Annotated in this window: 20 protein-coding genes; 12 read left to right on the top strand and 8 right to left on the bottom strand. The window is 66.9% G+C overall.

Annotated elements, in window-relative coordinates; all coding sequences use genetic code 11:
* The first annotated feature begins 39 nt into the window (after nt 1–39).
* The 6 genes from pstC (at nt 40) to MAA8898_RS02945 (ending at nt 6,880) form a co-directional block, all read left to right on the top strand.
* Nucleotides 40–1,503, top strand: a complete 1,464-nt coding sequence (gene pstC, locus MAA8898_RS02970) for a phosphate ABC transporter permease subunit PstC (protein WP_094019503.1) — start codon at nt 40–42, stop codon at nt 1,501–1,503.
* A complete protein-coding gene (pstA, locus tag MAA8898_RS02965) occupies nt 1,503–2,855 on the top strand; it encodes a phosphate ABC transporter permease PstA (RefSeq protein WP_094019502.1) in 1,353 nt (450 codons plus the stop codon). The genes pstC and pstA overlap by 1 nt, the downstream gene beginning before the upstream one ends.
* A 23-nt stretch (nt 2,856–2,878) precedes the next feature.
* Nucleotides 2,879–3,676 carry a phosphate ABC transporter ATP-binding protein PstB gene (gene pstB / locus MAA8898_RS02960; protein ID WP_094019501.1) on the top strand — a complete coding sequence of 266 codons (798 nt, stop codon included), beginning with the start codon at nt 2,879–2,881 and terminating at the stop codon, nt 3,674–3,676.
* A complete protein-coding gene (gene phoU, locus MAA8898_RS02955; protein WP_094019500.1) occupies nt 3,676–4,419 on the top strand; it encodes a phosphate signaling complex protein PhoU in 744 nt (247 codons plus the stop codon). Before pstB ends, phoU begins: the two co-directional genes overlap by 1 nt.
* A 3-nt stretch (nt 4,420–4,422) precedes the next feature.
* Entirely contained in the window at nt 4,423–5,112 is a 690-nt protein-coding gene (gene phoB, locus MAA8898_RS02950; protein WP_094019499.1) for a phosphate regulon transcriptional regulator PhoB, read from the top strand.
* Nucleotides 5,113–5,578: 466 nt separating this feature from the next.
* Complete coding sequence (locus MAA8898_RS02945) at nt 5,579–6,880, top strand: HupE/UreJ family protein (protein ID WP_094019498.1); 1,302 nt, start codon at nt 5,579–5,581, stop codon at nt 6,878–6,880.
* A gap of 21 nt (nt 6,881–6,901) precedes the next feature.
* Here MAA8898_RS02945 and MAA8898_RS02940 read toward each other — a convergent pair whose 3' ends face one another.
* On the bottom strand, nt 6,902–8,005 hold the full coding sequence (locus MAA8898_RS02940) for a hypothetical protein (RefSeq protein ID WP_141194779.1): 1,104 nt from the start codon (nt 8,003–8,005) through the stop codon (nt 6,902–6,904).
* Nucleotides 7,993–8,796, bottom strand: a complete 804-nt coding sequence (locus tag MAA8898_RS02935; RefSeq protein WP_141194778.1) for a hypothetical protein — start codon at nt 8,794–8,796, stop codon at nt 7,993–7,995. The genes MAA8898_RS02940 and MAA8898_RS02935 overlap by 13 nt, the downstream gene beginning before the upstream one ends.
* A gap of 317 nt (nt 8,797–9,113) precedes the next feature.
* Here MAA8898_RS02935 and rpsB point away from each other — a divergent pair, with 317 nt between their 5' ends.
* Together rpsB and tsf are read left to right on the top strand one after the other, a co-directional pair.
* The gene (gene rpsB / locus MAA8898_RS02930) at nt 9,114–9,884 is read left to right on the top strand and encodes a 30S ribosomal protein S2 (protein WP_094019495.1); all 771 of its coding nucleotides are present in this window, start codon (nt 9,114–9,116) and stop codon (nt 9,882–9,884) included.
* A gap of 126 nt (nt 9,885–10,010) precedes the next feature.
* A complete protein-coding gene (tsf, locus tag MAA8898_RS02925) occupies nt 10,011–10,886 on the top strand; it encodes a translation elongation factor Ts (protein ID WP_094019494.1) in 876 nt (291 codons plus the stop codon).
* 547 nt (nt 10,887–11,433) lie between these two features.
* Here tsf and MAA8898_RS02920 read toward each other — a convergent pair.
* From MAA8898_RS02920 to MAA8898_RS02905, 3 genes are all read right to left on the bottom strand, one after another.
* Nucleotides 11,434–12,198, bottom strand: coding sequence for a helix-turn-helix transcriptional regulator (locus MAA8898_RS02920; protein WP_094019493.1), 765 nt, complete (start codon nt 12,196–12,198; stop codon nt 11,434–11,436).
* The gene (gene aroQ / locus MAA8898_RS02915) at nt 12,195–12,638 is read right to left on the bottom strand and encodes a type II 3-dehydroquinate dehydratase (protein WP_094019492.1); all 444 of its coding nucleotides are present in this window, start codon (nt 12,636–12,638) and stop codon (nt 12,195–12,197) included. The genes MAA8898_RS02920 and aroQ overlap by 4 nt, the downstream gene beginning before the upstream one ends.
* A 640-nt stretch (nt 12,639–13,278) precedes the next feature.
* On the bottom strand, nt 13,279–14,502 hold the full coding sequence (locus tag MAA8898_RS02905) for an acyl-CoA dehydrogenase (RefSeq protein ID WP_094019982.1): 1,224 nt from the start codon (nt 14,500–14,502) through the stop codon (nt 13,279–13,281).
* 99 nt (nt 14,503–14,601) lie between these two features.
* Between MAA8898_RS02905 and MAA8898_RS02900 the strand changes: the two genes are divergently transcribed.
* The 4 genes from MAA8898_RS02900 to MAA8898_RS02885 all read left to right on the top strand — a co-directional run bounded on the left by MAA8898_RS02900 (nt 14,602) and on the right by MAA8898_RS02885 (nt 18,211).
* Nucleotides 14,602–15,492 (top strand): LysR substrate-binding domain-containing protein, encoded by an 891-nt coding sequence (locus MAA8898_RS02900; protein ID WP_094019490.1) that lies wholly within the window; start codon nt 14,602–14,604, stop codon nt 15,490–15,492.
* A gap of 53 nt (nt 15,493–15,545) precedes the next feature.
* The gene (locus MAA8898_RS02895) at nt 15,546–16,436 is read left to right on the top strand and encodes a PfkB family carbohydrate kinase (RefSeq protein ID WP_094019489.1); all 891 of its coding nucleotides are present in this window, start codon (nt 15,546–15,548) and stop codon (nt 16,434–16,436) included.
* Nucleotides 16,433–17,347 carry a pseudouridine-5'-phosphate glycosidase gene (locus MAA8898_RS02890; protein WP_094019488.1) on the top strand — a complete coding sequence of 305 codons (915 nt, stop codon included), beginning with the start codon at nt 16,433–16,435 and terminating at the stop codon, nt 17,345–17,347. The genes MAA8898_RS02895 and MAA8898_RS02890 overlap by 4 nt, the downstream gene beginning before the upstream one ends.
* 78 nt (nt 17,348–17,425) lie before the next feature.
* Nucleotides 17,426–18,211, top strand: coding sequence for a DUF502 domain-containing protein (locus MAA8898_RS02885; protein ID WP_094019487.1), 786 nt, complete (start codon nt 17,426–17,428; stop codon nt 18,209–18,211).
* Between the two features lie 10 nt (nt 18,212–18,221).
* On the opposite strand, the gene MAA8898_RS02880 is transcribed toward MAA8898_RS02885, so the two are convergent.
* Genes MAA8898_RS02880 through MAA8898_RS02870 form a run of 3 tightly spaced genes read right to left on the bottom strand, consistent with a single transcriptional unit; the run spans nt 18,222 to nt 20,366 of the window.
* Nucleotides 18,222–19,262 carry a patatin-like phospholipase family protein gene (locus tag MAA8898_RS02880; RefSeq protein WP_094019486.1) on the bottom strand — a complete coding sequence of 347 codons (1,041 nt, stop codon included), beginning with the start codon at nt 19,260–19,262 and terminating at the stop codon, nt 18,222–18,224.
* Nucleotides 19,255–19,596, bottom strand: coding sequence for a pentapeptide repeat-containing protein (locus MAA8898_RS02875; protein WP_217900479.1), 342 nt, complete (start codon nt 19,594–19,596; stop codon nt 19,255–19,257). Before MAA8898_RS02875 ends, MAA8898_RS02880 begins: the two co-directional genes overlap by 8 nt.
* On the bottom strand, nt 19,593–20,366 hold the full coding sequence (locus MAA8898_RS02870; RefSeq protein WP_094019485.1) for a 3-hydroxybutyrate dehydrogenase: 774 nt from the start codon (nt 20,364–20,366) through the stop codon (nt 19,593–19,595). The genes MAA8898_RS02875 and MAA8898_RS02870 overlap by 4 nt, the downstream gene beginning before the upstream one ends.
* Between the last annotated feature and the right edge of the window lie 244 nt (nt 20,367–20,610).

The raw sequence follows: 20,610 nt of genomic DNA, 5'->3' as shown, positions 1-20,610 counted from the left end.
TTCGGGCCCCGCGCCCGAGCCGTATTCCCCGAGGTGTCCATGCCCGTTCTCTGGCTACTCCTGATCCTGCTTGGCCTGGCCGCCGTGGGCTATGTGCAAGGCCGCCTGCGTGCCCTGCGTAGCGCCGTTGGCGACAGCCGCGCCCTGCATTCGCTGCCCGGCTACTATGGCGCCAACGTGGCGATCAAGGCGCTTGCGCCCGCGTTGCTGGTGCTGCTGCTCTGGCTGCTGGCACAGCCGCTGTACGTCAACAGCGTGGTCTCCAGCCTGATCCCCGAAAGTGCGGTCGCCGAAGGCTCCAGCCGCGGGCTGGTGCTGGCCGAGGTGCGCCGCGTGGCCGACGGGCTGGACAAGGCGGTGGCCGGCGGCGCGGTCAACGCCATTGCCGCCCGTGATGCGGGAATGACCCCGGACGACGCCACGCAGTTGCTGAAGGACGCGGGCCAGGTGCTGACCGCCGAGATCACCCAACCCATCCTGAACGCGGCGCAACGTTACCGCGCGCTGAACGCCACCGGCGGGATTGCGATGACGGTCCTTGTCTTGCTGGCGGCGGCGGGTGGGCTGCTCTGGGGGCTGAGCGAGACACACAAGGCGTTCCGCGCCCGCAACAGCGTCGAGAAAAGCGTGATGGTCCTGCTGGTCGGCGCCGCCTCGGTCGCGGTGCTGACCACCGTGGGCATCGTCTTTTCGCTGATCTTCAACACGGTCGAGTTCTTTCGCCTGTACCCGGCGGCCGAGTTCTTTGGCTCGCTCACCTGGTCGCCGTCCTTTGGCGGCGGCTCGCAGCTGGGTATCCTGCCGCTGCTCTGGGGCACGCTCTACATCTCGCTGATCGCGCTGCTGGTGGCGGTGCCGATCGGCCTGTTTGCCGCGGTCTACCTGTCGGAATATGCCGGACCCAAGACGCGCGCGCTGGCCAAGCCGGCGCTGGAGGTGCTGGCAGGGATCCCGACCATCGTCTACGGCCTGTTTGCCCTGCTGACCATCGGCCCGATGCTGCTGACCGTGTTCGGCCCGGACGGCGCCGGCTGGATGGGCGGGCAGCGTGCGGTGATGACCGCCGGCATCACCATGGGCATCATGCTGATCCCCTTCGTGTCGTCGCTGTCCGATGACATCATCAACGCGGTGCCGCAGTCGCTGCGCGACGGATCGTATGGCTTGGGTGCCACGAAATCCGAAACCATCAAGCAGGTGATCCTGCCCGCCGCCCTGCCGGGCATCGTCGGCGCGATCCTGCTGGCCACCTCGCGCGCCATCGGCGAGACGATGATCGTGGTGCTGGGGGCAGGAGCCGCGGCCCGGCTGTCGCTGAACCCTTTCGAGGCGATGACCACCGTCACCGCCAAGATCGTCAGCCAGCTGACCGGCGACAGCGATTTCGCCTCGCCCGAGGCGCTGGTGGCCTTTGCCCTGGGCATGACGCTGTTCGTCATGACGCTGGGGCTGAACGTCTTTGCGCTGTACATCGTGCGCAAGTACCGGGAGCAGTACGACTGATGACCGATCCGACAATCGACACGCCCGAACCGCGCCGCCGCATCTCGCTGACGGCCGAGGATGCGCGCACGAAACGCCGCAACGCCGCAGAAAAGCGGTTTCGCGCCTATGGCATCGCCGCCATCGCCACCGGGCTGTTCTTTCTCGTGGTGCTGCTGGGCGCGATCCTCAGCAACGGCGTCGGCGCCTTCCAGCAGACCTTCATCAAGACCGAGATCTTCCTCGACCCGGCAAAGCTGGACAAGAAGGGCAACCGCGACATCGAGGAGATCAAGAAAGTCTCGACCTTCGGCTACACGCCGCTGATCCAGGATGCGCTTTTTGCGCAGGTCACGGCACTGGGCATCCAGACGCCGCTGGACAGCAGCAAGGACATGAAGGCGCTGATCTCCGCCTCGGCCGCCGCCCAGGTGCGCGACGTGGTGATCGCCGACCCGGCGCTGATCGGCCAGACGGTGGAGTTCCGCCTGCTCGCCGCCTCGCGGGTGGACGGCTATCTCAAGGGCCGCGTGGTGCGCGAGGACGTGGCGCGGGACAAGAACATCGACGCCGAACACCTCGACCTGACCGATGCGCTGGTCAATACCGGCGTGATCGCCAAGGAATTCAACCTCGACTTCATCCTGGGCGCCGATGCCTCGGAAAGCCGGGCGGAACAGGCGGGCATGGGGGTGGCGATGCTGGGCTCGCTGTTCATGATGTTCGTGGTGCTGGCACTGTCGCTGCCCCTCGGTGTCGCGGCCTCCATCTACCTCGAGGAATTCGCCCCGAAAAACCGCTGGACCGACCTGATCGAGGTGAACATCTCGAACCTCGCCGCCGTGCCGTCCATCGTCTTTGGCATCCTGGGCCTGGCCGTGTTCATCCAGTTCGCGCACCTGCCGCAGTCCGCGCCGCTGGTCGGCGGGCTGGTGCTGACGCTGATGACGATGCCCACCATCATCATCTCGACCCGCGCCTCGCTCAAGGCGGTGCCGCCGTCGATCCGCGACGCCGCTCTGGGCATCGGCGCGTCGAAAATGCAGTCGGTGTTTCACCATGTCCTGCCGCTGGCGATGCCGGGCATCCTGACCGGCACCATCATCGGGCTGGCGCAGGCGCTGGGGGAAACCGCGCCGCTGCTGCTGATCGGCATGGTGGGCTACATCGCCACCAACTACCCCGACGGGATCGCCGCCGGCTTCCTTTCGCCGAACTCGGCCATGCCGGCGCAGATCTACGAATGGGCAAAACGCGCCGACCCGGCCTATTATGAACGCGCCTGGGGCGGTATCATCATCCTGCTGGTCTTTCTGTTGACCATGAACATCATCGCGATCCTGCTGCGCCGCCGCTTCGAGCGCCGCTGGTAAAGCCTGGAGCCGGGATCAACGACATGTACGACGCACCGCACTCGGAGAGAAACGTGACGCAGAACGCAACCAAGATCAGCGCCCGCAAGGTGCAGGTCTATTACGGCGCGAACCACGCCATCAAGGACGTGGACGTGGACATCGAGGACAACACCGTCACAGCCTTCATCGGGCCGTCGGGCTGCGGCAAGTCGACGTTTCTGCGCTGCCTCAACCGGATGAACGACACCATCGACATCTGCCGCGTCGAGGGCGACATCCGCATCGACGGCGAAGATATCTACGACAAGCGGGTGGACCCGGTTCAGCTGCGCGCCAAGGTCGGCATGGTCTTTCAAAAGCCGAACCCCTTCCCCAAGTCGATCTACGACAACATCGCCTACGGGCCGCGCATCCACGGCCTGGCCCGCACCAAGGCCGAGCTGGACGATATCGTCGAGAAATCCCTGCGTCGCGGCGCCATCTGGGACGAGGTCAAGGACCGACTGAACGCCCCCGGCACCGGGCTGTCGGGCGGCCAGCAGCAGCGCTTGTGCATTGCCCGCGCCATCGCCACCGAACCCGAGGTGCTGTTGATGGACGAGCCCTGTTCGGCGCTGGATCCCATCGCCACCAGCCAGGTCGAGGAACTGATTGACGAGCTGCGGCGTGACTATTCGGTGGTGATCGTCACCCACTCGATGCAGCAGGCCGCGCGGGTCAGCCAGAAGACCGCCTTTTTCCACCTCGGCCACCTGGTAGAGTACGGCGATACCGAAAACATCTTTACCAACCCGGTCGACAGCCGGACGGAAAGCTACATAACAGGACGGATCGGCTGATGTCAGACCTCAAGCACCATATCGCCAGCGCCTTTGACCGCGATCTCGAAGGCATCCAGGCCAAGATCATGAAGATGGGCGGGTTGGTCGAAGATTCGATCCAGCTGTCCACCAAGTCGCTGGAGAGCCGCGACGAGGAACTGGCCCAGAGCGTGCGCAGCGGCGACGCCACCATCGACGCATTGGAGGAAAGCCTCAACCAGGAGGTGGCAAGGGTCATCGCGCTGCGCGCGCCCACCGCCTCGGACCTGCGCATCGTGCTGTCGGTGATGCGCATGTCGGCCAACCTCGAACGCATGGGCGACCTGTCCAAGAACATCGCCAAGCGCACCACGGTGCTGGTGCAGATGCAGCCCATCGGCGACACCTCGCGGTCGATCCGCCGCATGGCGCGCGAGGTCGAACTGATGCTCAAGGACGCGCTCGATGCCTACATCCAGCGCGACGAGGCGCTGGCGCTGGACGTGATCGACCGCGACCGCGACATCGACCAGATGTACAACACGCTGTTCCGCGAGTTCCTGACCTTCATGCTGGAGGACCCGCGCAACATCACCGCCTGCATGCACCTGCATTTCATCGCCAAGAACATCGAACGCATGGGCGACCATGTCACCTCGATCGCCGAGCAGGTGGTCTTTCTCACCTCCGGTCGCAAGCCGTCCGAGATGCGCGTCAAGGCGGACCGCACCTCGACCGACGCCACGCTGGCGCCGGACATGCCCGACGCGGGCGGGGCCTGAGCCATGTCCGCGGATCGCCCCACGGTCCTGGTGGTCGAGGACGAGCCCGCGCAGCGCGAAATCCTGACCTACAACCTCGAGGCCGAGGGCTTTCGCGTCACCCGCGCCGAGAACGGCGAGGAGGCACTGATGCTTGTGGCCGAGGAAAGCCCGGACATCATCGTGCTGGACTGGATGCTGCCGAATGTCTGGGGGATCGAGGTCTGCCGCCAAATCAAGCCCCGCCCCGAGACGCGGCACACGCCGATCATCATGCTGTCGGCCCGCTCCGAAGAGGTGGACCGGGTGCGCGGGCTGGAAACCGGGGCCGACGACTATGTCGTGAAACCCTACTCGGTGATCGAGCTGATGGCGCGGGTGCGCGCGCAGCTGCGCCGCACGCGGCCCGCGGCGGCCGGGCTGGCGCTGGAGTATCAGGACATCCTGCTGGACAGCGAGACGCACCGCGTGACGCGTGCCGGCAAGGAGTTGAAGCTGGGCCCGACCGAGTTCCGCCTGCTGACCACCCTGATGGAAAAGCCGGGCCGGGTCTGGTCGCGCGAGATGCTGCTGGACCGGGTCTGGGGGCGCGACATCTATGTCGACACGCGCACGGTGGACGTGCATATCGGCCGTCTGCGCAAGGCGCTGTGCCAGTTCGGCGGCGACGATCCGCTGCGCACCGTCCGCGGCGCGGGGTATGCGCTGGGGTGAGCGGCGGTTCCGGCAACGCCGGATGAAAGCTCCGGTGGAGCTTTCAAGCGGCGAACGAGCGGAGCCCCGGGGTGCCGCACCGCGCGGAGCGCGGTGAACCCTCCGGTGGAGGGTTCGGGGAAATCACGGGCGGAGCCCAGGGGTCGCGGTTCAGGCAACGCCGGATGAAAGCTCCGGTGGAGCTTTCAAGCCGCGAACGACCGGAGCCCCGGGGTACCGCACCGCGCGGAGCGCGGTGAACCCTCCGGTGGAGGGTTCGGGGAAATCACGGGCGGAGCCCAGGGGTCGCGGTTCAGGCAACGCCGGATGAAAGCTCCGGTGGAGCTTTCAAGCCGCGAACGGGCGGAGCCCCGGGTCACATCGCGCTTCGAGGCCTTCGGTCATCGCGCCGGTCGAAAACCTGCTTGAACTCCTGCGCCCGCGCGTCATCTTTCCGTCCAGGCATTCGTCCAGACGAGGTTTCCCGATGTACCGTTTTCTTGCCGCGATCCTGACCGTCCTGCTGTCGCTCTCCGCCGCACAGGCGCACGAGGTGCGCCCCGCGATCGGGGACCTGACCGCGCCGGATGGCACCGTTTCGCTGGTGCTGCGGCTGAGCATGGAGCCGGTGATCGCCGGGGTCGACCTTGAAGGGCTGGACGACACCAACGAATCCGACAAGGCCGACCGCGTGGACGCGTTGCGCGCGCTCGACCCAGAGGCGCTGAAGGCCGAGATCGCCCGCGATCTGCCGCAGGTGCTGGCCCGGGTCGGCATCGCGGCGGACGGGCAGGCGGTGCCGCTGACCGTGACCGAGGTGCAGGTCGACGACATCGCCGACGTCACCCTGCCGCGCGAGTCCCGGCTGTTCCTGAGCGGCGCGCTGCCTCCGGGCACCGAGGCGCTGACCGTCAGCTGGCCCTCCGAGTACGGCACCCTGATCCTGCGGCAGATGGACGTCGAGGATGGCTTTACCGGATATCTCACCGGCGGCACCTCGGACCCGATCGCCATTGCCGGGGGCAACGCGATGACCGGGCTGGGCGCCTTTGCCTACTACGTGCCGGTCGGCTTTCAGCACATCGTGCCGATGGGGCTGGACCATATCCTGTTCGTGCTGGGCCTGTTCTTCCTGACGACGCGGCTAGGTCCGCTGCTGTGGCAGATCTCGGCCTTCACGCTGGCGCATACGGTGACGCTGGCGCTGGGCGCGCTGGGATACGTCAACATCCCCGGCAGCATCGTCGAGCCGATCATCGCCGCCTCGATCGTCTACGTCGCGGTCGAGAACATCGTTTCCGACAGGCTGCACCGCTGGCGGCCCGCCGTGATCTTTGCCTTCGGGCTGCTGCACGGGCTGGGGTTTGCCTCGGTGCTGGGCGAATTCGGCCTGCCGGCCGACCAGTTCGTGCCGGCGCTGATCGGTTTCAACGTCGGGGTCGAGATCGGCCAATTGTCGGTGATCGCGCTGGCCTTCCTGCTGGTGCTGCTGGCGCAGCGGGCCAACTCGGGGCGCACCGACCTGCGGGTTGCGCAGGTTGTCTACGGCGTGCTGGCGCTGGCCTTCGTGGGCCTCAGCTTTGCGCTGAACGGGCCGGGGTTCACCGCCATCATGGGGGCAGGGGCGCCGGTCTTTCTCTGGCCGCTGGCGGCGCTCTGCGGGCTGTGCCTGCTGGCCTCGACCTTTGTCGACAAGGTGGGCGCCTACCGCCACTTCGTGGCTGTGCCCGCCTCGCTGGCCATCGCCTGCGTGGGCGCCTGGTGGTTCGTGGAACGCGTGTTCCTATAACCGCAGCGCGGTAGCAGGGCGTCAATCCGGCGAGAAGAGGCTGTCTTCGAGGTAGCGCACCACGCAGGCCCGCCGGTCCGCCTGCGCCACGGGATCGGGCACCCGGGAGGGCGTGGTCAGGTCGAAGATGCCGATGCTGGCGTAGTCGATGTAGCGCGGCGGCCCGACTTCGCGCCGCAGGTCGGCGGCGAGCGTCTCGATCTGCTCGGAAAGACCGGCTTCGAGGTCCGCGCAGGTCGCGTTGCGCAGCACCGCCAGCCGTCGCATGTGCGCCATGTCATAGGCGCCATGGGTCGCGATCGCACAGGCGGCCTTCTGTTCCTGCCGGAAGTTGACGAAGGGCAGGGGGCTGTCGCTGGCCGTCTCGATGAGGTCCATTCGGCGCTCGTAGGTCATCAGGGCACGCCCGTCCATTGCACAGGGGGCTGAAGCCAGCCTGTCGCGGAATTCCGCCGCGAGGGCCGCGTGTGCCTCGGCCGGGGAAGGCTGGCCGGGCGGGGCTTCCGGCTCGGCCACGAGCCAGCGGCCCCGCGGCTGGACCATCGGCTCGACCAGCAGGCGGCCGGGCAGGGTCTGCACGCGGTCGGCGCCCTTGTGCTTGTAGGGCGTGGCGGTCGTGATGGTGATGCCGAAACCCTGGCGGGTCTTCTTGTCGCCCGAGCGTGACAACTCGACCCTCAAGGTCTGCTCGAGCGACGCGATCTGCCCTCCCAGCAAGCCGCCCACCTGGATCGCGGGGTTCTCCCGAGCTTTCCAGAACGCGCCGTATTCCTGCACGTCGAGGATTTCCATCACCTGCTGACCTGCAAAGGTGGTGTCGCGCAAGCGCACGCCCAACCCCGGGAAGACGACGCTGCCGTCGGCCAGGGGCACCGGTGCAAAGTCCCGCACCACGAGGCGGTCGGGCTGGCTGGGGCGATCGTAGTCCTTCAGCTTTTCCCAGGCGTCGAGGCCCAGCCGCAGATTGCGGGCGATCTCGCCCCTCGGCTGCGGCCCTGACATGGCATCCGGCAGCACCAGCTCGGCCAGCAGCAACGGCGGGACGCGGCCTTCCTCGGCAAGGGACACGGGGGCCAGCGCGCCCCAAAACAGGGCGGCGCCCATCACGGTTCTCAACGCAGGCATGACCGCACTCCTTCCCAGCTTTCCGGGGTCAGCGCCGCGCTCAACAGCACTTCCTCCCTGACGAAACGGTCCTCGACCCTGGCGACCCAGTCCTCCGGCAGATGCTCCCACATTTGCCGCGCCATGCAGCCGCAGGCGGCGTCGAGCGGCGTTCCAAGACGCGCTTCGAGGCCCGCCATGCCGGTGTCGAGGCAGCGTCTTTCCATTTCCGTCCGCTCGAGACCGCGCCGCTGCAGCGAAGGCCGGCCGCGCACGATCTCGGCGAGGTTCCGTTCGAACAGCTCCAGCCCGGCCGAGCCGCAGCCGTTGGCGCGAATGACGTCACGGCTTGCGACCGCCAACTCCTCGAACAGCGCGGTGACGTTCGGACCCATCGTCAGCACCAGTTCGGCGGGACTGGCGGCCAGTGCCCAGCCGTCGGAGAAGACGTCGACGTACTCCTGCCGGACCTGGATCGTCAGCGGCTCGCCCGCGACACGATCGGTTTCCTGACCGGTCAGCGCCTTGCGGGTCACCAGGTCGATCTGCTGGGAAAACCCGCGTGCCGGGCCGGTGATCGGGCACATGCCGTCGTAGACATCGTGGTAGAGCGCGACGAGGAGCTTGAGCCGCCGTGTCTGGTACGCGATGACATCGCGTTCGTTGCGCGTCGCGCCGCGGGCGATTTCAAACCGGCCCAGCGCGATTTCACGAAGCCAGCCGCCGTTTCCGCCTGCGGGGGCGATGAATTCTGCCCGCACGGGCATGGCCAGAAACGTGGCCAATCCGATTGCCAATACAGTCCTGATCATGGAACACCCCTCCGGCGCCGGTACCGTTCGGATGCCTGCGCCGCCCTCAAAGTCGGTTGCAACAATAGCGACGGATGCTAAGTCACGCGGGGGCATCGATCAACCCGGTTCGGCCCCTTGACGGCGAACGGCACGGCGGCCTCGGCCGTGGCATGATGGGCTTGCGCCCGCCGTCAAACCCCTGTAAGGCGCCCCCACGAACCCCGCAGGCGGGGGCGGGCGTATCGGGGGAGACATCCCCGGGCGTCCACCGGTTGTCACGGACCTGGTCCGCGATGATCCCCCGCCGAGGCATGAAACCGGAAAGGATAAAAGGCATGGCTCTTCCTGAGTTCACCATGCGTCAGCTGCTGGAAGCTGGCGTTCACTTCGGCCACCAGACGCAGCGCTGGAACCCCCGCATGGGCGAGTTCATCTACGGTGCGCGCAACGGCATCCACATCATGGACCTGACGCAGACCGTCCCGATGCTGGACGCCGCGCTGGTCGCGATCCGCGACAAGGTCGCCAAGGGCGGCCGCCTGCTGTTCGTCGGCACCAAGCGCCAGGCCGCGCAGCCGATCGCCGAAGCCGCCGAGAAGTGCGCCCAGTACTACATGAACCACCGCTGGCTGGGCGGTACGCTGACCAACTGGCAGACCGTGTCGCAGTCGATCAACCGCCTGCGCCAGATCGACGAGCTGATGGAAGGTGGCGCCGAGGGCCTCACCAAGAAAGAGCGTCTGAACATGGAACGCGACCAGGCCAAGCTGCAGGCGTCGCTGGGCGGCATCCGCGAAATGGGCGGCGTGCCGGACATGCTGTTCGTGATCGACGTCAAGAAAGAGGCGCTGGCTGTTCTCGAAGCCAACAAGCTGGGCATCCCGGTCGTCGCCATCGTCGACACCAACTGTTCGCCCGCCGGCATCGATTACATCATCCCCGGCAACGATGACGCCGCCCGCGCCATTGCGCTGTACTGCGACCTCGTCTCGCGCGCGGCCCTGGACGGCATGACCGGCCAGATGGAAGCCGCAGGCGTCGACCTGGGCGCGCTCGAGGACGCGCCGGCCGAGGAACTGCTGGCCGACGCCAGCGGCAAGGCCTGAACGCCTGAGGCGGACTGTCGTCCAGACGACACGACGCCGTGACATGGACGGGTGGCCGGGCCTGACGGCCCGTCTCCGGCAGGGGCCACCCGACTTCCTGCCAAAGATTATGAGGAGAGCCAAGAGATGGCGATCACTGCATCCCAGGTGAAAGAACTGCGCGAGATGACCGGCGCAGGCATGATGGACGCCAAGAAGGCGCTGGTCGAGACCGACGGCGACATGGAGGCCGCGGTCGACTGGCTGCGCACCAAGGGCCTTGCCAAGGCGGCCAAGAAGTCGGGCCGCACCGCGGCCGAGGGCCTCGTGGCCGTCAAGACCGAAGGCGGCAAGGGCGTCGCTGTCGAGGTGAACTCGGAAACCGACTTCGTCGCCAAGAACGCCGGCTTCCAGGACATGGTCGCGGGCATCGCCGAGGTCGCCCTGAACGTGTCTGACATCGAGGCGCTGAAAAACGCCGACATGGGCGGCAAGCCGGTGTCCGAATGCATCACCGACGCGGTCGCCAAGATCGGCGAGAACATGACCCTGCGCCGGATGGCCAAGCTGGAGGGCGAAATCGTCGCCTCCTACATCCACAACGCCGCGGCGCCCGGCATGGGCCAGATCGGCGTGATGGTCGCGCTCAAGGGCGGGTCCGAAGAGTTCGGCCGCCAGGTCGCGATGCACATCGCCGCCGCCAACCCGGCCTCGCTGAACGAGTCCGAGCTGGACCCGGCCATCGTCGAGAAGGAACGCCAGATCCAGATCGACATCGCGCGCGAGTCGGGCAAGCCCGATGCCGTGATCGAGAAGATGATCGTCGGCCGGATGAAGAAGTTCCTCGCCGAGGTGACGCTGGTGGGCCAGCAGTTCGCCCTGAACCCCGACATCACCGTCGAGCAGGCCGCCAAGGACGCCGGCGCCGAGATCCTCGGCTTTGTCCGGCTCCAGGTCGGTGAAGGCATCGAGAAGAAGGAAGAGGACTTCGCCGCCGAGGTGGCCAAGGCCGCGCAGGGCTGACACTCTGCGCCTCTTGCTGTCAACAGGACTGGACGCTCCGGGGGCAACTCCGGAGCGTTTTTCGTGGCCGCCATGCAAGGCGCTGCGCCGCGCGATCGGCGGGAAATGGAGCAAAAGGGTAGGTGGCGCGGTCATGCCTTGCGGGGTCAGGCCAAGCGGCTACTATCGGCCCGAATATCGTCTGAGGCGTTCCCGCCAAGGCGGACCCTGCCGCAAGGCGGAATTCGGGGCCCCCGGTCGAGACATTGGGGATGAGATCCAGGGACCCCGAAAGGTGCTGGCCGGCGGTGCGAGAATTGCACCGCCGAACCAGCGTCCGGCTTGCACCGGAGGAAACACCTGGCCCGAAAAATACCCGGGGTGCGTCTCCTGCGTTCCATGGCCAAAGCCACCACTCACGGAACACGCTCACAATCGCAATTAACCCTTCGTAAAGGAAGTCCGGTATTCCGGACCAAAGGATAAAAGCCGGAAAATTGCGCAGAATTCACGCAACCGTGAACGGAATACCCCCTTCGCTGAGCCAAGAGATTTCTTCGCCGGCGGGCTATTGTGCTTCGAGAATGTACATTTGGTTGTGAAAGGCCGCTTTGGCCACGGCCTGCGCCGTGGTCTCCACGTTCAGCGTCTCGCGGGCGAGTCGCAGATGCTTTTCGATCGTCGCCTGGGTCAGCCCCATGATCTGGGCGATGTCCTGCATGGTCTTGCCATCACCCACCCATTCCAGCGCCTCGCGCTGGCGCGGGGTCAGCTTCTGGTTGGTGAGGGGCAGGGGCAGGGTGAGGATCTTGAGGTGGACCACGTTGTTCAGCAGCACGATGTCCTGCCCGTGCTTGGCCCAGATTGCATCCGCGTCGTCCTGCGTCATCTCCGGCCGCGTGGTGAGCGAGATCGCCCCCTTGGCGCGGTGCGACACCGACTTGAAGCTGATCGTGTAACCGGCGTGCACCTTGTGTTGAAGGTTGAAGGCCACGACCTTCTGCGCCTTGTCGTCCAGCGTGCCCTTGTTGATCTGCTCGGCCAGCGCGCGCCAGCTGCAATGCCCCGCGTTCTCCAGCGCCCAGCGAACCATCGGCGCGTGGCGGTACAGCCCGTCCTCGACAAAGCCCTTGCGGTAGGCAGGCGTGTGGTTCGTCAGCACGATGAAGTCATTCGGATCGCCGAACGAAGTTGCCGTCAGGAACCGGGTAAAGCCGTAGAGCAGCCGATCGAAACCGTATTGTTCCATGCGCTGGCAGTGCCGTTCCCACAGCTCCTGCACGCTTTCGGTATTGGTCAGACCGATCAGGTCGTCTCTCATCTCTGGTGTCATCGCGGGGTCTCCAGATGGCCCAGAAGGGCGTCAATGGCCAACTTATACCCGTTTGCGCCAAATCCCGCTATGACCCCGATTGCGACAGGGCTGATATAGGAGTGGTGGCGAAAGCTTTCGCGGGCGTGCACGTTGGACAGGTGCAGTTCGACCGTGGGCATTTCGGTGCCCTTGATCGCGTCCATCAGCGCGACGGAGGTGTGGGTATAGGCGCCCGCGTTCAGGATCAGCCCGGCATGCACGCCGCGCGCCTCGTGGATATGGGTGACCAGCGCGCCTTCGTGGTTGGACTGGGCGCAATGCACCTCTACGCCGCGCGCAGCACCATGGCTGCGGCACATCTGCTCGACATCGGCCAGCGTGGTGCGGCCGTAGATCTCGGGCTGGCGGGTGCCCAGCAGGTTCAGGTTGGGGCCGTTGAGGACAAGGATCGAGGGCATGCGCGGTCTCCGGGTGTTTGCCAACGCCTAGAGGGGCTTGCCGTGCGCTGTCCAGCACGCAGCGGCCGCGGCGCCGGATTTCCGGGCCATCGTTGCGCCAGCGCCGCGCGGATCAGAACCGCTGTCGGCAGGCCGGGGGACGCTGCGACTCGGCCAGGTCCCAGGCGGAGGCGTAGCGCAGGCCGGGAATGCGTGGCGAAGCGGCGTCGAGGATATGCCGCGTCCTTTGCGCCGCGCAGGGACAATCGAGCGCCGGAGCGTTCGCCGCGCAGCCCCGGGCCGGCGCCGCGGCCGCCTGGACCGGCGCGGCCTGCATGATCCATGCGGCTCCACCGCCAAGCCCAAGCGAAAGCACAAAAACCGCCGCAAGGGCACAGGTGGTGAGATTGGATGACATGCACGTTTCCTGGGTGAACCTGCGGCCGATCTATCCTGCGCTTCGGCCCATAGGGCAACGCCGCGACCGGCCAGCCCAGGGGTGCAAAGGGCGACAGGCCCATCCGTTCGGATAGTGCTTTAATTTACATAATACTGATTATAAGATTTACGAACATGCCTTGCCCGTGCAACGGAGGCCGGGCATTTCGCCCGGCCCCTGGTTTCTTCTCTTTGAAAATACGCCCCTTCCGGCGCAACGGCGTCAGAAGAACGCCTGCAACCCGGTCTGCGCGCGGCCCAGGATCAGCGCGTGCACATCGTGCGTGCCCTCGTAGGTGTTCACCGTCTCGAGGTTCAGCATGTGCCGGATCACCTGGAACTCGGCCGAGATGCCGTTGCCGCCGTGCATGTCGCGCGCCATCCGCGCGATCTCCAGCGCCTTGCCGCAGTTGTTGCGCTTGAGGATCGAGATCATCTCGGGCGCGGCCTGCGCCTCGTCCATCAGCCGCCCGACCCGCAGGCAGCCCTGAAGCCCCAGCGCGATCTCGGTCTGCATGTCGGCCAGCTTTTTCTGGAACAGCTGCATGCCGGCGATCGGCTTGCCGAACTGCTTGCGGTCCAGGCCGTACTGCCGCGCTGCCATCCAGCAGAACTCGGCCGCTCCCAGCGCCCCCCAGGCAATCCCGTACCGGGCCCGGTTGAGACAGCCGAAAGGCCCCTTAAGCCCCTGCACATGCGGCAGAAGTGCATCTTCGCCCACCTCGACGCCATCCAGCACGATTTCCCCGGTGACAGAGGCACGCAGGCTCAATTTGTTGCCGACCTTGGGCGCGCTCAGGCCCTTCATGCCCTTTTCCAGAACGAACCCGCGGATCTTGCCGCCATGCGCGTCGGATTTCGCCCATACGACAAAGACATCGGCGATCGGGCTGTTGGAAATCCACATCTTGGAGCCGGTCAGCCGGTAACCGCCGTCCACCTTTTCGGCGCGGGTCTTCATGCTGCCCGGGTCGCTGCCGGCGTCCGGCTCGGTCAGGCCGAAACAGCCGATCCATTCACCGCTGGCCAGTTTCGGCAGGTATTTCTTGCGCTGATCTTCGGATCCGTAGGCGTAGATCGGGTACATCACCAGGCTCGACTGCACCGACATCATCGACCGATAGCCCGAATCCACCTTCTCGATCTCGCGTGCGACCAGGCCGTAGGACACGTAGGAACTGCCCAACCCGCCGTATTCCTCGGGCACGGTGATGCCCAGCAGGCCCATGCCGCCCATCTCGGCAAAGACCTCGGGCGCCACGGTTTCCTCGTTGAAGGCCTGCACGATGCGCGGCGCCAGCTTTTCCTGGGCAAAGCTGCGTGCGGCCTCGGCCAGCATGCGCTCCTCCTCGCTCAGCTGGTCCACCAGGCGGAACGGGTCCTGCCAGTCAAAGGCGCCCAGGTCCGGCGCGTCCTTGGGCTTCAGATGCGGTTTGGTCGGGGTCATCTCGTTCATGTCGCGCTCCTGTTGAAGGTTGGGCGCAGTATAGCTTGCACAAGCGGAATGGAAAAACGACATTATCGCAGGAATTCATGAGGGATCGTCATGCATCTGCCACCCCTTCCCGCCCTGCGCGCGCTCGAGGCGCTGGACCGGCTGGGCAGCGCCACCGCCGTGGCCGAGGAAATGAACCTGACGCAAAGCGCCGTCTCGCGCCAGCTCAAGACTCTCGAAGAACAGCTGGGCGTGGCGCTTTTCCTGCGTGGAAACAGGGCCTTGCGGCTCACACCTCAGGCACGGAGCTTTGCCGCCGCGGTGCGCGAGACACTGGACCGCCTGACCGAGGCGGCGATGGCGCTGCGGCTGGATCCGTCGGGCGGCGCGCTGAACCTGGCGATCCTGCCCAGCTTTGGCATGCGCTGGCTGGTGCCGCGCCTGCCCGATTTCACCCAGCGCCACCCCGAGGTGACGCTGAACATGACGACGCGGCTGCGGCCGTTCAACTTTGCCGCCGAACCGTTTGATGCTGCTCTACATTTCGGCGCAGCGGATTGGCCGGACACGCACCGTCTGCGGCTGATGACCGAAACGGTGCGGCCGCTGGCAGCGCCGTCATTGGTGCCCGATGCGCCGCTGACGCTGGACGCGCTGCGCCGCCTGCCGCTCTTGCACATCCAGACAAGGCCCGACGCCTGGGCGCGCTGGTTCACCGCGCAGGGCCTGACCCCGGGACCGCTGCCCGGCCCGACCTTCGACCAGTTCACCGCGATCCTCCAGGCCGCGCTGCACGGCCTTGGCGTGGCTTTGCTGCCCGACTACCTCAGCACCGCCGAACGCGCCGCCGGCACCCTGCGCCCGGTGCACGGCGCGGCGCCGGTCAGCCTGGGCGCCTACTACCTGGTCTGGCCGGCCGACCGCCCGGCCCCGCCCGCGCTGACCGCGTTCCGCGACTGGCTGGCGCAACATTCGGACGACGACGACATGCTGCCGCGCTGAACCCTGCGTATTGCGGCTTGCACGGGCGGGCGTCCCGCGCCAAAACGGGCGTCATGTCCGACACACCCGACATTCTCTGCATCGGCTCCGTCCTCTGGGACATCATCGGCCGTTGCGCCACGCCGATGGTGGCGGGCAACGACATGCCGGGCCGCATCACCCGGATTCCCGGCGGCGTCGCGCTGAACATTGCCATGACCTTGGCTCGGCTGGGCCTTCGGCCCGCGCTGCTGTCGGTCGTCGGGCAGGACGTGGAGGGCACGGCGCTGCTGGCCGAATGCGCCCGCCTGGGGCTGGACACGTCGCATGTGACGCGCGCCGGCGACCTGCCGACCGATGTCTACATGGCGATCGAGGCGCCCAACGGGCTGATCGCCGCCATCGCAGATGCGCATTCGCTGGAGTCGGCCGGCGACCGCATCCTGACGCCGCTGACCCGCGGGCCGCTGGGCAGCCCGCAGGCCCCCTATGCCGGGATGATCGCGCTGGACGGCAACCTGACCGCGGCACTTCTGGCCGACATCGCGCAAAGCCCGGCCTTTGCCGCCGCCGACCTGCGCATCGCGCCGGCCAGCCCCGGCAAGGCGTTGCGCCTCGATCCCTTTGTCCGGCAAGGGCGCGGCACGCTGTATGTCAATCTCGAAGAGGCCGGCCTGCTTTGCGGTGCCCGCTTTGCCAACGCGACCGAGGCGGCGCAGCGGCTTGTCGCGGTCGGGGCGCAGCGCGCGCTGGTCACCGATGGCGCGGGCGCCTGCTGCGACGCCGACGGCAACGAAGCCTTTACCGACTCCCCTCCCGCCGTCACCCTGCGCCGCGTCACCGGCGCGGGAGATACCTTCATGGCGGCGCATATCGTCGCCGAACGCGGCGGTGCCGCCCGCCCTGACGCGCTGCACCACGCCCTGCGCGCCGCCGCCGACTTTGTTTCCGGAGAGACCCCATGACCCTGCTCAGCCGTTCCGCCGCCGTGATCCAGGCCCTAGACGCGGGCAAGCCCGTCGTCGCGCTGGAAAGCACCATCGTCACCCATGGCATGCCCTGGCCACAGAACCTGGAGGTCGCGCGCGAGGTAGAGGCGACCGTGCGCGCCCAGGGCGCCACCCCCGCCACCATCGCGGTGATCGGCGGGCGACTGCACGTCGGGCTGGAGGATGACCAATTGGTGGCCCTGGCGCAGTCCAAACACGTGGCCAAGCTGTCGCGCGCCGACATGGCCGTGTGCATGGCACGCGGCGGCACCGGCGCCACCACCGTCGCCGCCACCATGATCGCCGCCCGCCTTGCGGGGATCGAATGTTTCGCCACCGGCGGCATCGGCGGCGTGCATCGCGGCGCCGAATCCTCCTTCGACATCTCGGCCGATTTGCAGGAACTGGCGCAGACAGCGGTGACGGTGGTCGCCGCCGGAGCCAAGGCCATCCTCGACCTGCCCAAGACGCTGGAGGTGCTGGAAACCCTGGGTGTTCCGGTGATCGCCTACGGCCAGGACCATCTGCCGGCCTTCTGGTCCCGCGAGGCCGGGCTGCGCGCGCCGCTGCGCGCCGACACACCCCGGGAGATCGCCGAAGCTCACCGTATGCGCGCCCGGCTTGGCCTGCCCGGCGGCCAGCTGATCGCCAACCCGATCCCGGTGGAGGCCGAGATCCCGCGCGCCACCCTGGCCCCGGTCATCGCCGAGGCCACCCGCGACGCAGAAAAGCACGGCATTTCCGGCAAGGCGCTGACGCCCTACCTGCTGCAACGCATCTACGAGCTGACCGAGGGCCGCTCGCTGACCGCGAACATCGCGCTGGTGCTGAACAACGCGCGACTGGCCGCCGGCATCGCGCAGGAATTGAGCGCCCTGCCCGCCTGAGCCGCGCGAAACCCCAGCGAGCCATTGTAGTACCCGCCGCCAGCGCCTACTTTCGAGGCAATCGCCACGGGACGCACGATGACCACACCTTTCGACACAGAGACCGCCGCGCCCAAGCGGCCGGGCCTGCTGGCCCGCCTGCGCAATTCGTTCCTGACGGGGATCGTGGTGATCGCGCCGGTCGGGCTGACGATCTGGCTGATCTGGACCGTGGTCGGCTGGGTCGATGGCTTTGTCTGGCCGTTCGTGCCCGACGCCTACCAGCCCAACGCCCTGCTCAATCGCTGGATGATGGGCCCGGACGGGCCGCGCATCCCCTGGCTGTTCGAGATCCTCGACAGCAACAACGACGGGCGGCTGGAAATCAACGTGCGCGGGCTGGGCGTCGTGGTCTTCCTGCTGTTCACCATCGCGGTCGGCTGGGTCGCCAAGGGGTTGATCGGCCGTTCGCTGATCTCCTTTGCCGAAGGGGTCGTGCAGCGCACGCCGGTGGTGCGGTCGATCTATTCGGGGCTGAAGCAACTGGCCGAGACGATTTTTGCCCAGAGCGAGCGCAGCTTTGAAAAGGCCTGCCTGATCGAGTATCCACGCAGGGGGATCTGGGTCATCGGCTTCATCTCGACCCCGGCCAGGGGCGAAATCGCCGCCCGCGCCGGAATAGACGAGCAGCTGTTGTCGATCTTCGTGCCGACCACGCCGAACCCGACCTCGGGCTTTTTGCTGTACCTGCCGCAGTCGGACGTGATCGAACTGGACATGACGCTGGAGGACGCGGCCAAGCTGGTGATCTCGGCCGGGCTGGTCTACCCCAACGGGCAGGACGCCAAGCAGGCGCTGGACGCGCAGTTCCGCAAGGCGTCCTGAGCCGGCCCCGTCAGTTGAACATCGTCCGCAGGTCCGCCGTCTGGCGCACGCCGATTTCCGCCTTGTTGGCGTCCAGGAACCCCTGCGCCGCCACCCGCCCGGCCGCCTTCAGCTGTGCCAGCACCGACGGCACCGGCACCACCTTTGTCGCCACCGACAGCGCGTTCATCAGCGCGTCGTCGGCGATCATGTGGACCCGCACATCCTTCATCGTGCCGGGCTGAAGCGCGCCGGACCGCAGCAACCGCTGGACGAACTCGATCGCCCGCAACTCGCGCAGCAGCGACGAGTTGAAGCTGATCTCGTTGATCCGGTTCTGGATCTCCGGCGGGCTTGAGGGCAGCTTGTCCCGCAACAGCGGGTTGATGTTCACCACCACCAGGTCATCGGGCAGATGCCGCGCGAACAGCGGGAACAAGGCCGGGTTGCCGGTATAGCCGCCGTCCCAGAACGCCTCGATCTTGCCGGTCTGCGGGTCCTCCAGCTCGACCGCCTGGAACAGCGTCGGCAGGCAGGCCGAGGCCAGGATCGCCTGCGTGGTGATCCGGTCCCCCTCGAAGATGCGGATCTTGCCGTCGCGCACCTGGGTGGCGCAAACGAACAGCTCCGGTCCGGTTTTCGCGCAGACCTTGTCGAAATCCAGCCGCTCCACCACCCGCTCCAGCGGGTTGCGATACAGCGGCCCCCAGGCATAGGGCGACACCATGCGCCCCACCGCATCGCCCACCGCGTAGGGCAGCGAATACTCCAGGCTCCTGCTCACCCAGTCCGGTCGCGGCAGCCAGGCGTGCAGCCACTCGGGCAGGGCCGCGTCCTCGAGCGCGCCGATCTGCCGCCAGACCCAGTCCAGCATCTCGCGCGCCGCCTCCGGCCCGCCCTGCACCAGCCCGGCCTTCACCGCCGCCCCGTTCAGGGCCCCCGCCGAGGTGCCCGAGATCGCGGCGATCTCCAGGTCCTCGTCCTCCAGCAGCCGGTCCAGCACGCCCCAGGTAAAGGCGCCATGCGCGCCGCCGCCCTGGAGAGCGAGGTTGATGCGCACCCGGTCAGCCATCGCTCTGCTGCGCCCGATAGGCGGCCAGCAAGTCGCTGACCGGGATGCCGTCGATGGTCATGCCCTCCAGATCCGCGTGGCGGATGCTCAGGCCCTTCAGCGTCGCCGCCTCGATCGTCGCCCCGGACAGGTTGACGTTGCGAAACCGCGCGCCGCTGAGGTTGGCATTCTCGAACGTCACGCCCGCGGCGTTCACGTCGTTGAACTCGGCCCCCATCAGGTGCGCGTCCCCGATGAACGAATCCTTGAGGCTGACCCGCGTCAGACGCGAGCCGCAGAGGTACATGTTGTCGATCTCCAGCCGGTCGCGCCCGGCCTCCGGTTCATCGCTCACAGCGCGGTCCAGCCGCCGTCGACGCTGATCGTGGTGCCGGTGATCTGCGCCGCCGCGTCCGAACACAGGAACACCGTGGTGCCGCCCATCTGCTCCACCGTGGCAAACTGCTTGGAGGGCTGGCGCGCCAGCATGACCTCGCGGATCACCGTCTCGCGGTCCATGTCGTATTTCTTCATGGTGTCCGGGATCTGCGCCTCGACCAGCGGGGTCAGAACGTAGCCCGGGCAGATCGCGTTGGCGGTGATCGGCTCCTCGGCGGTTTCCAGCGCGGTGGTCTTGGTCAGCCCGACGACGCCGTGCTTGGCGGCGATGTAGGCGCTCTTGTAGGGCGAGGCGGTCAGCCCGTGCGCCGAGGCGATGTTGACCACCCTGCCCCAGCCCGCGGTGCGCATCATCGGCAGCGCGGCCGCCGTGGTGTGAAAGGCCGAACTCAGGTTGATCGCGATGATCGCGTCCCATTTGTCGACCGGGAATGTGTCGATCGAGGCGACGTGCTGGATCCCGGCGTTGTTCACCAGGATGTCGCAGGCGCCGGCCTGTTCGATCAGCGCGCGGCACTCGTGGCCCTTGGACATGTCCGCCTTGATGTAGCGCGCGGTGACGCCGTGTTCTTCGGCGATCTTGCGCGCCAGCGCGTGGTCCTCGTCGCGGTCGGTGAAGGAATTGATCACCACCGAGGCGCCGGCCTTGGCCAGCGCCTGCGCGATGCCCAGCCCGATCCCCGAATTCGATCCCGTGATGACGGCGGTCTTGCCCTGAAGCGACATGTCTGCTCCCGATATCCATGTTGTTTTGCAGGTGCAGCATAAGGCCGGATGCGGCCTCATGCACCTGCACAATGGCGCGCAGGTGCAGAAAAACGCGTCATCCCTCGGCAGATTCCCGCGCAGGCCGCAGGCAGGCCTTGTGTCGCGGGGACAGCCCGATCACACGGCACAAAAAAACCCCGGCCGAAGCCGGGGTTCAGTTATTGAGGCAGGTTTCATACAGGCAAGAAACCTATCGAGCAGT

This window comes from Antarctobacter aquimaris (assembly GCF_900184945.1).
Lineage (GTDB): Bacteria > Pseudomonadota > Alphaproteobacteria > Rhodobacterales > Rhodobacteraceae > Maliponia > Maliponia aquimaris.
This window is presented reverse-complemented; position numbering and strand designations above follow the sequence as displayed.

What these genes read in the sequence shown, in the direction of transcription:
- pstC (WP_094019503.1), top strand. Translation starts at nt 40, where the DNA reads ATGCCCGTTCTCTGGCTACTCCTGATCCTGCTTGGCCTGGCCGCCGTG.
- pstA (WP_094019502.1), top strand. Translation starts at nt 1,503, where the DNA reads ATGACCGATCCGACAATCGACACGCCCGAACCGCGCCGCCGCATCTCG.
- pstB (WP_094019501.1), top strand. Translation starts at nt 2,879, where the DNA reads ATGTACGACGCACCGCACTCGGAGAGAAACGTGACGCAGAACGCAACC.
- phoU (WP_094019500.1), top strand. Translation starts at nt 3,676, where the DNA reads ATGTCAGACCTCAAGCACCATATCGCCAGCGCCTTTGACCGCGATCTC.
- phoB (WP_094019499.1), top strand. Translation starts at nt 4,423, where the DNA reads ATGTCCGCGGATCGCCCCACGGTCCTGGTGGTCGAGGACGAGCCCGCG.
- MAA8898_RS02945 (WP_094019498.1), top strand. Translation starts at nt 5,579, where the DNA reads ATGTACCGTTTTCTTGCCGCGATCCTGACCGTCCTGCTGTCGCTCTCC.
- MAA8898_RS02940 (WP_141194779.1), bottom strand. Translation starts at nt 8,005, where the DNA reads ATGCCTGCGTTGAGAACCGTGATGGGCGCCGCCCTGTTTTGGGGCGCG.
- MAA8898_RS02935 (WP_141194778.1), bottom strand. Translation starts at nt 8,796, where the DNA reads ATGATCAGGACTGTATTGGCAATCGGATTGGCCACGTTTCTGGCCATG.
- rpsB (WP_094019495.1), top strand. Translation starts at nt 9,114, where the DNA reads ATGGCTCTTCCTGAGTTCACCATGCGTCAGCTGCTGGAAGCTGGCGTT.
- tsf (WP_094019494.1), top strand. Translation starts at nt 10,011, where the DNA reads ATGGCGATCACTGCATCCCAGGTGAAAGAACTGCGCGAGATGACCGGC.
- MAA8898_RS02920 (WP_094019493.1), bottom strand. Translation starts at nt 12,198, where the DNA reads ATGACACCAGAGATGAGAGACGACCTGATCGGTCTGACCAATACCGAA.
- aroQ (WP_094019492.1), bottom strand. Translation starts at nt 12,638, where the DNA reads ATGCCCTCGATCCTTGTCCTCAACGGCCCCAACCTGAACCTGCTGGGC.
- MAA8898_RS02905 (WP_094019982.1), bottom strand. Translation starts at nt 14,502, where the DNA reads ATGACCCCGACCAAACCGCATCTGAAGCCCAAGGACGCGCCGGACCTG.
- MAA8898_RS02900 (WP_094019490.1), top strand. Translation starts at nt 14,602, where the DNA reads ATGCATCTGCCACCCCTTCCCGCCCTGCGCGCGCTCGAGGCGCTGGAC.
- MAA8898_RS02895 (WP_094019489.1), top strand. Translation starts at nt 15,546, where the DNA reads ATGTCCGACACACCCGACATTCTCTGCATCGGCTCCGTCCTCTGGGAC.
- MAA8898_RS02890 (WP_094019488.1), top strand. Translation starts at nt 16,433, where the DNA reads ATGACCCTGCTCAGCCGTTCCGCCGCCGTGATCCAGGCCCTAGACGCG.
- MAA8898_RS02885 (WP_094019487.1), top strand. Translation starts at nt 17,426, where the DNA reads ATGACCACACCTTTCGACACAGAGACCGCCGCGCCCAAGCGGCCGGGC.
- MAA8898_RS02880 (WP_094019486.1), bottom strand. Translation starts at nt 19,262, where the DNA reads ATGGCTGACCGGGTGCGCATCAACCTCGCTCTCCAGGGCGGCGGCGCG.
- MAA8898_RS02870 (WP_094019485.1), bottom strand. Translation starts at nt 20,366, where the DNA reads ATGTCGCTTCAGGGCAAGACCGCCGTCATCACGGGATCGAATTCGGGG.